This window comes from Butyrivibrio proteoclasticus P6B7 (genome assembly GCF_000622085.1).
GTDB lineage: Bacteria > Bacillota > Clostridia > Lachnospirales > Lachnospiraceae > Butyrivibrio > Butyrivibrio proteoclasticus_A.
Genome location: NZ_JHWL01000032.1, coordinates 1 through 12,723, shown reverse-complemented (window position 1 = coordinate 12,723; position 12,723 = coordinate 1). Strand labels below are relative to the sequence as shown.

General features: G+C 45.0%; 13 protein-coding genes. All 13 read right to left on the bottom strand.

All coding sequences use genetic code 11. From position 1 onward, the window contains the following. Positions 1-36: 36 nt before the first annotated feature. Complete coding sequence (locus tag T541_RS0114590) at positions 37-570, bottom strand: VanZ family protein (protein WP_026653397.1); 534 nt, start codon at positions 568-570, stop codon at positions 37-39. 66 nt (positions 571-636) lie between these two features. Continuing rightward, positions 637-1,314, bottom strand: coding sequence for a flavin reductase family protein (locus T541_RS0114585; protein WP_034467402.1), 678 nt, complete (start codon positions 1,312-1,314; stop codon positions 637-639). A gap of 161 nt (positions 1,315-1,475) precedes the next feature. Continuing rightward, positions 1,476-3,275: an oligoendopeptidase F gene (gene pepF / locus T541_RS0114580; protein WP_026653395.1), complete on the bottom strand. Its 1,800-nt coding sequence runs from the start codon at positions 3,273-3,275 to the stop codon at positions 1,476-1,478. A 124-nt stretch (positions 3,276-3,399) separates the two neighbouring features. Beyond that, positions 3,400-4,260: an HAD family hydrolase gene (locus T541_RS19815; protein WP_051538281.1), complete on the bottom strand. Its 861-nt coding sequence runs from the start codon at positions 4,258-4,260 to the stop codon at positions 3,400-3,402. 12 nt (positions 4,261-4,272) lie between these two features. Next, positions 4,273-5,319 (bottom strand): hypothetical protein, encoded by a 1,047-nt coding sequence (locus tag T541_RS0114570; RefSeq protein WP_034467399.1) that lies wholly within the window; start codon positions 5,317-5,319, stop codon positions 4,273-4,275. 74 nt (positions 5,320-5,393) lie between these two features. After that, positions 5,394-7,163 (bottom strand): alpha-amylase family glycosyl hydrolase, encoded by a 1,770-nt coding sequence (locus T541_RS0114565; RefSeq protein WP_026653393.1) that lies wholly within the window; start codon positions 7,161-7,163, stop codon positions 5,394-5,396. 348 nt (positions 7,164-7,511) lie between these two features. After that, a complete protein-coding gene (locus T541_RS0114560; protein WP_051538280.1) occupies positions 7,512-8,951 on the bottom strand; it encodes an MATE family efflux transporter in 1,440 nt (479 codons plus the stop codon). 73 nt (positions 8,952-9,024) lie between these two features. Next, positions 9,025-9,939: a TIGR01212 family radical SAM protein gene (locus T541_RS0114555; RefSeq protein WP_026653391.1), complete on the bottom strand. Its 915-nt coding sequence runs from the start codon at positions 9,937-9,939 to the stop codon at positions 9,025-9,027. 178 nt (positions 9,940-10,117) lie between these two features. Beyond that, positions 10,118-10,981: an AmmeMemoRadiSam system radical SAM enzyme gene (gene amrS / locus T541_RS0114550; RefSeq protein ID WP_026653390.1), complete on the bottom strand. Its 864-nt coding sequence runs from the start codon at positions 10,979-10,981 to the stop codon at positions 10,118-10,120. Positions 10,982-11,146: 165 nt separating this feature from the next. Further along, the gene (locus T541_RS0114545) at positions 11,147-11,635 is read right to left on the bottom strand and encodes an NUDIX hydrolase (RefSeq protein ID WP_026653389.1); all 489 of its coding nucleotides are present in this window, start codon (positions 11,633-11,635) and stop codon (positions 11,147-11,149) included. 41 nt (positions 11,636-11,676) lie between these two features. After that, positions 11,677-12,036, bottom strand: coding sequence for a HigA family addiction module antitoxin (locus T541_RS19810; RefSeq protein ID WP_051538279.1), 360 nt, complete (start codon positions 12,034-12,036; stop codon positions 11,677-11,679). 15 nt (positions 12,037-12,051) lie between these two features. Then, positions 12,052-12,333, bottom strand: a complete 282-nt coding sequence (locus T541_RS0114535) for a type II toxin-antitoxin system RelE/ParE family toxin (protein ID WP_026653388.1) — start codon at positions 12,331-12,333, stop codon at positions 12,052-12,054. 39 nt (positions 12,334-12,372) lie between these two features. After that, positions 12,373-12,723: transposase (locus T541_RS21690; RefSeq protein WP_242840793.1), on the bottom strand; the 351-nt coding region annotated here is incomplete at its 5' end.

The following is a 12,723-nucleotide window of genomic DNA, read 5'->3' as shown; positions in this document are numbered from 1 at the left end:
ATGTAATTATTTATAGATAAGTACTATGTTTGAAGCTTAGTCCTTATGATTGGACAAGGGCCGGAAGATGGTCATGCGTCCGGTCCAGCAGACGATGCGAGTCAGGATGACGCCCACCATGGCGCCGCAGCTGTCAATGAATACGTCCTTCTTAGAGGACATGCGGCCGTCCACAAAGGATTGGTGGTATTCGTCCAGACAGGCAAAGCCTATACAGAAGGCACCTGCCACCACCACAAGCCAAGGGCCGCGAAGGCCAAAGACATAAAGTGGGAAAGTCACGGACACTGCTAGAAGGAAGTACTCAGTAAAGTGAGCTGTCTTACGGACGTAGTACTGGGTCTTACGGGACAGCTGCTCGATTCTCTGCTGAGTCCAGCCTTTATCGAAGGTCTCGTTGGCGTAGGTGTACACCTTGACGCCCACCTTATAGCTAAGCTTAGAGCTTGTGTCTGCGTCCTGATCAGAGAACATGAAGATCAGGCACATCATTATAATTGCTGGAGCAAAGGACAGAGGCTTTAATACAAACCTCAGCGTTTGCTTGATATACATAAGGAAATACTTCATTTCAAATCTCAATTCATAGTTTTTTGATCAATCACGTAGTTAAAAGAACTAATACATTGATTATCATTATTTATTCTGTGTCTTGTTTTTTGACTTATCTTTTTTCTTATAGTTCTTACTTGCCTTGGCTTCCTTAGCTGATGTCTTGGCTTTTTTGATAGCTCTTTTACCAGGCTTATCAGTCTTCTTGGCAACACTGTAGCCGAACTTGCCAAGCTTCTCGCCAAGCATGAAGTACTCGCCGTGGGAATAGGCTACGAGCTTGGCCTTTCCGAGGTCAAGTCTACCCTTGTCGTCAAGGAGCTTGTCGTCTACATCAACGCAGAGGACTTCGGCAATAAAGAGATCATGGCTACCCAGGTCAATTACCTGCTTAACCTTACATTCGATGTTAACTGGGCTTTCCTCGATACCAGGGGCGTCGACTTTGTTGGACTTCTGAGGTGTCAGGTTCATTTCCTTGAACTTATCATAGTCGCGACCGGACCTTACGCCGCACCAGTCGGTGGCTCTCGTGAGCTTCTTGGAGCACAGGTTCACAACGAATTCGCCTGTTTCCTTGATGATGTCGTAGGAATAGCGCTCTTTTCTCACGGATATAGAGAGCATGGCTGGGGAACTGCAGATGTTCCCAGCCCATGCAACTGTGATTATGTTAGGTGTCTCACCCTTGCGGCCACAGCTTACCATGACTGCAGGTATGGGATATAGCATATTTCCTGGCTGCCAGATTTCTTTTGCCATAATCATATCTCCTTGAATTGTGGATGATGATATACGATCTGCTTACGCAGGTCTACAACCATTCGGAAATCGCAATTTACTTCGTAAATTACTTTTTTCCTCATGTTTGTTAGGGTCATTAATACAAATTGCATCGCATGCAAGCATGCATGCAATTTGTATTATGACGCCAATATCATCATCTCATCAATTGCTTCGCCAAATACCTTAAGTGCAGCGTCGATTGGCTCTCTTGTTGTGAGGTCAACGCCTGCAATCTTAAGAAGGCTTACAGGATCCTGTGTGCATCCGCTCTTAAGGAATTCCTTGTACTGAGCTACTGCGCTGTCGCCCTCTTTGAGGATCTTGTCAGCGATAGCAACTGCTGCAGCAAAGCTTGTAGCGTACTGATATACATAAAAGTTGTAGTAGAAGTGAGGAATTCTGCACCACTCCCATCTGATCTTGTCATCAGATACCATGTCAGCGCCAAAGTACTGCTTGTTGAGGTCATAGTATACGTTAGAAAGAGCTTCTGCTGTAAGAGCCTCGCCGTTTTCAGCCATTTCACAGGTCTTTCTCTCGAACTCCTCAAACATGGTCTGACGGAACATTGTGCTCTTGAAGCTTTCAAGGAAGTGGTTAATGATGAATGCCTTCTCTTCCTTGCTCTTAGCGTGGTCTTTCATATAGTGATAAAGGAGAACTTCGTTGGTTGTTGAAGCAACCTCAGCAACGAAGATCTTGTATGATGAATCAAGTACTGAGTGAGCGTGCTCAGAATACCAGGTGTGCATTGAGTGGCCCATCTCGTGTACAAGTGTGAATACGTCGTCAAGTGTGCTTGTATAGTTAAGAAGCATGTATGGGTGAACGCCGTAAACCCCTGAAGAATAAGCACCGCCGCGCTTTCCTTCGTTCTCAAGAACGTCAATCCATCTGTTTTCATAAGCTTCTTTTACAATTGCAAGATAGTCTTCGCCAAGAGGATCAAGGGCTTTGAGAGAAATCTCTTTTGCCTCCTCATAGGAAACCTCCATGTCATAGTCAGCAATCATGGAAACGTAAACGTCGTACATGTGGAGTTCTTCTACGCCAAGGAGCTTCTTACGAAGGGTTACGTATCTGTGCATCTTGTCCATATTGTCGTGGATAGAAGCAAAGAGGCTGTCACAAACAAGTGGTGATACGTTGTTGCTGTCTACTGCTGCCTCGAAGGAAGAGTTGTACTTACGAGCCTTGGAATTGAAGATACGAGTCTTAACCTCGCCGTCGTAAAGGGCTGCCCAAGTGTTCTTGAACTCTTCATATCTGCCGTAGAAGGCCTCGAATGCTGTCTCTCTTAAGGCTCTGTCCTTGGACATCTGAGTTGGAACGAAGCGCTCGTTGGAAAGCTGAACTGTCTCGCCCTTAGAATCCTTAACTGATGGGAACTTAAGGTCTGCATTGCAGAGCATTCCTCTTGCCTGCTGTGGTGCGCCGCAGATCTCGCCTGCTGAAGCAAGGAGCTGCTCAGTCTTGGCGTCAAGGATGTGGTCCTTAAGTCTTCTGATCTCAGTGATTGTTACGCGGTAATTCTCAAGCTCTTTTTCCTCATTGTAAAAAGAGCTAAGATTCTCGTCAGAAATTGCAAGGAGCTCAGTGTTGAAGAATGATCTCTTCTCCTCTGCCTGAACGTAAGCTGAAAAAGCCTTGCTCTTCATGCTCTGATACTTGGAATTGCCAGTGTCCTGGTCCTCTCTCATGTGAGCATAGCCGTAAATTCTTGATAAAAGGAGCTCGATCTCCTCGTATAACTTAAGGGCATCAAGAAGGTTCTTAGCACTTGCTGAAACCTTGCCCTCGAATGACTTGAACTCGTCTGTCTTAGCTGAAAGGGTCTTTACGTCCTCATCCCAGAGCTTCTCGTCTTCGTAGATGTCTTCAAGTCTCCAAGTGAGCTCTGTAGCTACTTCTTCTCTTTTTAAAATCTTGTTTTCCATTGTGGTACCTCTCTTATATTTATTTCTATTCCAGTAAAATGCCGAGATGGCAGGTATTACCAGGGTTGATCTATAGCTCTTAAATAGTCGCTCTGAATATTGCGACACTTGCTATCATCTAGTTTTATATATCCAGGATCTTGGTGAAGTCGCCGTCATCGATGATCACTGGGCTGTAGTCCTCATCTATAGCGCCCATCTTGGCAAGATCTCGTTGGATCATGTCCTTGGGATAGGCGTAGGTGTTAAGGAAAATGCTATCTATTCCATTATTAAATGCGACTCCCACGTCGCAGGAAATTTCATTCCCTATCATAATGCATTTTGCAGGATTAAGAAAGTACTCCCTGATAAGACCAGACAGGAACTCTCTTTGGGGCTTTTTGATCTCTTTATCTGAGGAAATGTAGATGCCGTCAAAGAAATCTGTGAGGCCGCAGTCTTCAAGTTCCTTTTCTGTGAAGGCGCGCTGGGCATTGGATAAAAGGAAGATCTTCTTGCCGCTTGCCTTGAGTTTCTTGAAGGTGTCGATGACGCCGTCGTAGATTACCATCTTGTCACGGGAGGTCTCGCGGAAGAAGATGCAGAGGGTGCGAAGAGAGTCTGAGGTCTTATCTATGTTGTGTGCACTAACAATGACAGCATCAGTTGTTGTGCCTGACTGTGCTTTTGATAAATATTCTCTTTTTTCTGTGATCAGGCGGATCCAAACATTTTCTATAAGGATTTCTGGGTAGTCTGCGTGTATTCTGCTCTTAAGCTTGTTTGTTTCATCTTCGCAGATTTCAAGGTATCTTGTGCGAAGCTCCTGTGGAGCGTAGGCTACGTCGAAGTGTTCCTTGAGATAGTCTGCTGTTTTCTCCCACAGTTCTGGGTTTTCTTCATCTGTATGGATGTCTATGAGTGTGCCATATAGGTCAAAGATGTAGTTATCGTAAGTTTTCTTTGTTTGTATCATTGTAGATCTCTTTTCTTTTATTTTCATAGCTCTTTTTCCTTACCTCTCCCCTACATATTCAAAGGAAAGTCCATTGTCGTGGGAGACGTATAGGCCAGAGGGGTGCTTGTCCAGCTCTTCATTGTAGTAGTCACCGGAGTACTCGCTCTGGCGGGCAAGAAGGAAGATCTCATCATTCTCCCTCCATACCTTCTCTGGAATTACGAAAGGGTTATACACGGTGCCGTCGGAAAGCTCGATCTGGGCTGATGGATAGTTGATGGGCGTAAAAGTGGCTCCGCCATCCTCAGTTCTTACAAGTATTCCATCGTCTCCGCCGTTGTAGGAAAGGCACGCAAAACCAAGACTGGTATCATCTATAAAGGTGATCCACTCAGCCTGTCCGCCCATTCCGCAATAAGGATCTTGATTAACAAGATAATAGCTCTTTCCACCATCGGAGGTTGCTGCAAGCATGTAAAAGCTGCTGCCTGCGGCTCTGTCTATCATAAACATACCATAGGTAATGCCATCGGCCGTGGTATAGGAACATTCCGCATCAGCATAGGGCTCAAAGGCTTCGCCCTGCGTGTGCTCATACACGTACTGAAGTGGTTGCAGGCCTGCGTCACTAAGGTTGTAATCGCTGCTTGTAAGTTTTCTGTCTATGTAGCCATAGAGGGCATTATAAAGCTCTTTTCTATCATAGTTTTCATGAACATAAAATGTCAGGTCAAAAGACTCTTCCTCAGTAGGCAGATCTATAAGCAGCTCCGAATACAGCCAGGGAGCCTCTTCGTAGGGTATATCCTCAAGGCATAGCTCAATCCAGTCGCAGATATCATCGCAGAACCAGTTAAGATCCTGGGTTCCATTCTGATTAATTGTTGCAACCTTGACGTATCCAAGGTCATTATCAGCGCACTCTCTCTTTTGCCAGGTGACACCTCGGTTAGTTTTGGCAGGAAACATGCTCTCCGTGGTGCTGACAAATTTGTTAATGAGCTGCTTGTCTTTATATCTAGGTAGCGCAAAGTATAACAGTGCTGTACCCATAATCGCTATGACCGCTATGATGACGGCCAGAATCCCCAATTTCTTTTTCATGATGTCATACCTCTTAGTAATCAGTGTTAGTATTAGCAATTGGAATCGTAGCTAGTAATCCCACAAATATAGTTTCACTTAAGCACAACGATGCCGTAGGCTGGCACTGTTACGCTGCTGGCATCAATGGTCACTTCGCCTTCTGCTGTAAGGAGCTCGTAGGCAAGCTCTGTGTAAGCTGAAGCTGTGGTATCTTTGGACAGATCAACGGTAACTGGCTCAGCAGAGGTGTTAACAAGGATAAGGAGGCTCTCGGGACCGAAGGTACTCATGTCATAGAGAGATTTCTTTTCCTCAGGAAGAGCTCGCACAAAGCAGGCCAGGTTCTTGTCGGATAGTGTCTCCACTGGCGTGGTCGTGCCTCTTGCGATAACAGGGTACGCGTTTCGCAGAAGAATTGCGGCCTTGTAATAGTTGTAGATTGAATATGGGTCAGCGGCCTGCTCCTCCAGGGATGGATAGGTCATCTGCACGTCGTCCATGTCCTTAGGGCCGTCGCACTTGCCTTCGTAGTCGCCATCTGCCCAATACATGGGAGCTCTTTTGTTCTCATCCTTGCCAGAGCCCTTCATACCCAGCTCTTCGCCGTAGTAGATGAAGGCATTGCCGCCCATGAGAAGGTTGAGGGCTGCGGACAGTTTAAGCTTGTCCTGGGAGCCTTTGCCGGTGTAATAGCCGGCAGCCCTTGCCATGTCGTGGTTTGTATAGAATGGTGCATCAACATAGTCAGGATTTATGGATGAAAAGAGCTGTTCTGTCTGACTCAGCCTGTCTGCGTAGCCTGCTGCAGAGGATGTACCCCTGGCAATTCCAGCAATGGTGCCCTCACTACCTGCATAGTCGAAGGCAAAAAAGCTGTCTATGCCACTTGCATAGTACTTGGAGTAGGTAGCCTGATTGCTCCAGGCTTCGCCAACGATGTAGGCATCCTCTTTCTGGGACTTAACAGTGTCGTTGAGCCAGGTCATGAACTCGATGTTCTTGGTGTCGTCGCCAGTATAGTAATAGGTGGTGGCGTCAAGTCTGAAGCCATCTACACCATGCTCGATCCAGAAGCCTGTAATGTTTGCGATTTCTTCTCTAACCTTGTCACTATCTAAGTTAAGGTCTGGCATTTCGGACCAGAATCTTGCTTCGTAGTACCAGTTGTCTGTTCCTGGGACTTTCTCATAGCCGTCGGCCTTCTCTGTAACAAAGTTATAATAGTCTATATATGGGCACTGTTCGGAATCCAGCTTGTCTGGGCTATCTACGGTCTTAAGGTATTCGCAGGCCGCTTTGAACCAGTCATGCTGTGATGAGGTGTGGTTTAATACCAGATCTATGATGATATTGACACCTCTGTCATGGCAATCCTGTACAAGGGCATCAAAATCCTCCATTGTTCCGTACTGTGGATCAATGTCCGTATAATTCATAACATCATACTTGTGGTAGGTTGGAGATGGTGAGATTGGCATGAGCCATATCTGATTACATCCAAGATCAGTTCTGGTGGTGTCATCGCCGTCATTTATGTAGTCCAGCTTTTGTCTGACTCCATTCAGGTCTCCGATTCCATCACCATTACTGTCATAAAAAGAATAAACAAAGATTTCATAAGTAGTTCTGTACTTATCATCCAGAATATTCAGACTATAATTTCCAAACATGTCACTGGTGTCAGTTGCTATTGACTGATCTGGTTGATTTTCAACGCCCGCATTTTCCGTACTCTGGGCTTGTGAGCTTGTATTTTGTGCACTCTGATTCTGAGTTCCATTTGTGGCTTGTTTGTTGCACCCAGCTAAGAGGCTTACAGAAAGTGCCATAGCAAGGCCCAGCGATATCCAACGTTTTTTCATATTTCTCCTCCCAAAAGATCAAATACTATATAGGTAGAATTTGTAGCTTAGCCTGTGGGGCTGGTGCCATCTATATGTAATTGTGAGCATTTGGACGAGTCGATGATTCCCACGGTGAAATATCAGAAAAATGTCGATTGCTATTGAGCAGAGCACTTAGCGAAGTCTTTTTGAGCTTAGTGCGAGCCATTGGTGTGCACCTGATGAGGTTTTTTCGAATCTGGTGCATCATCCAAGAACGACTGTGAAATGAGACATTTTTCTGATATAAGCCGATGGAAATCACGACAAGGAAACGCGAACAATTATATATATATGGCACCAGCCCTAAAGGCTTAGCACAAATTCTCACTTATCATGAACTATATTGCGTACCCAGACACCGCTGCGGATAAGTAGGAATCCAACAACGCACTTGATAAGCTCTGAGTACATTACAATTGCGTATACATAAACAACCGGAAGGGTTGTGAATCTGCTTAAAATGTATGCTTCTGGCACTGATACCACCCAGGAGAAGCAGCTGTCAAACAGGAAGGTAACAAAGGTCTTACCGCCTGAACGGATCGTAAAGTAGGATACGTGGGCGTAGGATATGATCGGCATTACCAGCGAAACCACGAAGATATAGCTGGTAGCAAGGGTCTTGATCTCTGGCTCCACATTGTAAAAGTTCGGTATTATAGGGGCTGCAATCGCAAGCAGCGATCCCATGATAAAGGTACTGGCCACGGTAAGAGCTGACATTCTGTAGGCGCTCCTTCTGGCGTTTACCAGTCTTCCAGCTCCAAGCTCCTGTCCTATCACGATTCCTGCGGAGTTACCAATAGATAGGAATACCTCGTTGAATATCTGGGAAATGGTTCCGCTGATATTCATGGCTGCTATGATGGCGATACCTCTTTCTGAATAGGCTTTTAAAAGAGCTGCCTGGGCAAGGCTCCACAAGAACTCATTACAAAGAAGCGGCAGACACTTAAGTAAAATCGGAAATACAAGCTCTTTTGGAATCCTGAAGTTCCTATAAAGGCCCTTGAAGAAGCTGTACTGGGAATTCCTCTTGTGGGCGCCAAAGACAACGATGGAGAACTCCACAAATCTTGAAATTACTGTGGCAATGGCTGCTCCGTACACTCCCATCCTTGGAAAGCCCAAAAGACCAAATATAAGCAGGAGGTTAAAGCAGAAGTTAACCACCATTGCCACCATACTTGCGATCATTGGAAGCCTAGTCTTACCTGACTCGCGCATGGCACTGGCGTAACACTGGGTAAGGCTGAAAGGAATAAGGCCAATGATCATGATCTTAAGGTAGCCTCTTCCGTAATTAAGCGTAGCCAGCGCATCTGCAGGCGGTGTCTCTTTGGCAATGTAAAGAGAAATGATGTTACTGCCAAGTCCTGACAGAATAAAGAAGGCTATAGTAAAGATAGTTACGGCGGTTATGAGCTTAAACCTAATGGCATAGCGAACGCCGTCCATGTCTCCTTTTCCGAAGAACTGTGTGCTGTAGATTCCGGCTCCAGCCAGAGATCCCCAAATACACAGGTAAAAGATAAAGAGAATCTGGTTGACGATGGCAACGGAGGACATCGGAAGTGAGCCAAGTCTTCCCACCATAAAGTTATCCAGAAGGCCCACGATGTTGGTGAGGGTGTTCTGAATGATCATGGGGATAACGATCATGGCAACTCTGCTGTAAAATTGGCGGTCGCCAATAAGGGCTTCTTTAAGCCCAAATTTAACCTTTATGGCCTCTTCTCTGTTGTTTGTCTCAAATGTGTTCATATAATACCTATTTTCTGTAAAATCAAATCATCTATGTGTTCATACGCCAGTTTCATTAGTATTTCTGGCGCTATTATTCCTGGAAGTATTTGCTACATTTCCTGGTCAGTGTATTGAGAACCCGCTTCTTATCAAGGGTCCACAATGGCTCCACCAAGAGCTTTCTTGGTCCATCCCCTGTCATCCTGTGGACAACGGTCTCTTTTGGTAAAAGAGCTAAGCACTCAGCGATAAGGTCCGTGTATTCCTCCATGGAGAAGATGTGGAAATGGGGACTGTTGCATAAATACTGCTCATACATCCGTGTGCCCTTCAAAATCTGCAGATTCTGAAGCTTGATTCCATCAAGGGTTGGCTGAAGGTCAGCCAGATAGCGCACGGTTCCCAGCATATCTTCTTTGGATTCTCCGGGAAGCCCCAATATAACGTGTACAATCACTGTTATTCCTGCCTCTTTAAGGCGCCTGTAGGCATCTTCAAAGACAGGCAATTCATAGCCTCTGTTAATGGCTTTAGCTGTGCTTTCATGGATTGTCTGAAGTCCCAGTTCTATCCAGACTGGCTTTATCTTATTTAGCTCTTTTAACATATCCAAAATCTCAGGCCCGATGCAGTCTGGGCGGGTTCCGATGGAAAGAGCTACGATATCGCTGCGGTCTATGGCCTCCTTATATAGAGAAAAGAGCTTGTCCGGATCGCCGTAGGTGTTGGTGTAGGACTGGAAGTAGGCGATGAATTTCCGAGCGTCAGTTTTCTTGCAGATGCGCTCCTTGGCCTCTTCTATCTGCTCTGTTATTGGGGCAATGCGTGCCGCGAATTCGCCGGAGCCACCTTCTGAGCAGAAGGTGCAGCCTCCTTTAAGCTGAGTTCCATCAGGCAACACAATAGAGCCGTCCCTGTTGGGGCAGCTGCAGCCTGATGTTAGGGACAGGCGGTAAACCTTCTCGCCATATTCTCTTTTAAGGTAATCTGATAATCTCTGGGGCATAGCTTAATTACTTGATAATATGCTAAAGAACATGTTCTTTGTTTTTCAGCAAATATGCGTTTTATTTTCTGGAGTCTATACCATAGTTTATTAGAAATTCACCCAAGTAACAATAGAGAAAACGTTTTTTATTGGATTGTTCACAATTTTTTCAGACAAAATAGATCAAGTTCTTCTATTAGCAGTTGCCAGTATAGACGTACTTAAGGTTCTCACGGGCAGTGTCTGCTAGGTCGTAGATCAGAGCCACGTCTGTGGCATCTCTGTCTGTCATGTTAAATCTTGGGAAAAATCTTGAGATGTGGAGGGGGATTTCTGGGCCAATCCTGTTGCCCTCAGCATCTGTAAGGTCAGAAATCCACTTGGATAGGTTGTAGATTTCCTCTTTAGTGTCGTTCTCGCCAGGAATTATGAGGGTTGTAAGTTCCACGTGACAGCGCTTTACTGCCTCTGCAATAAAGTCCATGACCATCTGCCTGTTGCCCTTAAGAAGGTCTTGGTAGTAAGCGTCTGTAAAGCCCTTTAGGTCAATGTTCATGGCATCTATGTAGGGACTGATTTCGTCAAGAACGTCTATTGTGGCCATGCCGTTTGAAACAAGGACATTTTTCATGCCGTTTTCATGGACGAGCTTTGCGGTGTCACGAACAAATTCGTAGGCGATGAGGGGCTCGTTGTAGGTAAATGCAACGCCGATGTTACCTTCTCTTTTGTAGGTAAGTGCCAGGTCTGCCAGTTCTTCTGGTGATAAGTATTTAGCTCTTTTACCAAGTTCGAAGGCCTCGGCGGACCAGGAAATCTCGTAGTTCTGGCAAAATGGGCAACGAAGGTTACAGCCATAACTCCCGACGGAGATGACCTTGCTGCCGCTCATGAAGCGGGCCAGGGGCTTTTTCTCAATTGGGTCCAGGGCGATACTGGTGATACGTCCGTAGTTAAGGGGCGTCACCTTGCCATCTATAACCGATCGGACTCCGCAGAAGCCTCTTTGTCCCTCATCCAGTTCGCAGTGCCTGTAGCAGACGTTACATTTTGTAGTCATGTTCATACCTCGCAGTATTCACCATACTCACAGCCAACGTTCTCACATTTTTCCTCAAAAAAAGATATTGATGACAAGCGCCATCAATATCATTATACCTTGTTAACTTATTTTTGTTTTTATTTCGTACAAACTCACTCTACATAAATGTAGTATTTTTCAATATTAACGGAGTTTCTTTCCATTAAATATTACGGTTTTAAGGTTATCCTCAATGTCGTATTCTAGCTTCATAGAAAAGAACTTATCGCTCTCCATTAGCTCTTTTAAAAAGATTATATCCCCTTCCCAGAGGTTGAGGTCAAATACCTTGTCCTTAGGAACCCACTCAAGAACGCCTTCGTCGCAGTCAATGGGCTCAGTATCTGGAGCTGGGGCTGTGAAGAGACACATAAGCTCATAATCCCCCTTGTCAGAAACGAAGGTAATAGCTGCCCTAAAGTTAAGATCCTCTAAAGGAATATCGTAACCTGTCTCCTCACGAATCTCCCTTTGGGCGCACTCTTCAGGACTTTCATTATCTTCAAGGTGTCCTCCTACGCCGATCCATTTATCCTTGTTGATATCATTCTTCTTGCTGATTCTATGGAGCATCAAGTACTTGTCGTCCCGCTCCAGGTAGCATAATGTGGTAATTCCATCTCTGCGTGCCATGGTTGTCCTCGCTTCCTAAGTAATGGGCTGCGTCTTTTGTTTTAGTCTACACTTACTAGTTCTTTCTTAGCTCTTTTACCAGATGATGCATTAGTATCCATTGTTATTACATATTCGCACTGTTTAATTGAATCCATTTCAACTCGTAGTTCTATCTTAGCATTTCTGATATCAATTTCATCCTGAATATCCAGAAAATACTTATCAGACACGCCAAAATACTTAGCCAGACGAAGCGATGTATCTACAGTAATCTTCCGTCGGCCATTTAAAATCTCCTGCACCCTGGATGTAGGCACCTTGATGTCCTTGGCAAGCTTATAAGCTGAAATCCCGTATGGATCCATGAATTCTTCTCTTAAAATCTCTCCAGCAGTTGGAGTCTCTATAGTCTTAGTCATCCTTACCTTTCTCCCTTAGTGATAATCCACAATTTCGACATCATATGCATCTCCGTCTTCGAAGTAAAAACATATTCTATACTTATCATTTATACGTATGCTATATTGCCCTTCTCTGTCTCCTTGAAGTGCCTCTAAATGATTAGCCGGCGGAATCCGTAGATCATCCAATGTCTTAGAAACATCAATCATAATCAGCTTGCGTAATGCAATTCTATTCAGATTACTTGGAATTATCTTAGAGTACTCTTGATTTAATATCCTTTCCATACCCTTGTCAGCAAATGTCTTGATCATGAACTACCCTCACCGACTCCACGTCGAAAAGGGTTTCTGTTATGCCGCAGAGCGGCATGAACCTGCAGGATGCTCTATGCATCCTGCAGAACAGGGCATGTCCACTATGCCTCTATCCCATTGGCTTACCTTTGGGAATACTTTCCTTAAGATATTTGCAGCTCCATTTATGTCTGCATTTGTTATTGTACCATCGTAGTGCCTGTAAAGTCCTCTCTGTATCCGCTTTCCTGAAAAAGTGGGGTTATCCTTCGCATTCTTTTTATATACAGGGATATAGTCCTTTGCAAGGTAGTCTGCCTTTGATGTGTAGCTTTCTTCTGTAAGGACAAACCTTATACCATATTCAGCAAGTTTGTATCTGAGCATGTCTGCAAATATCAGCATTGG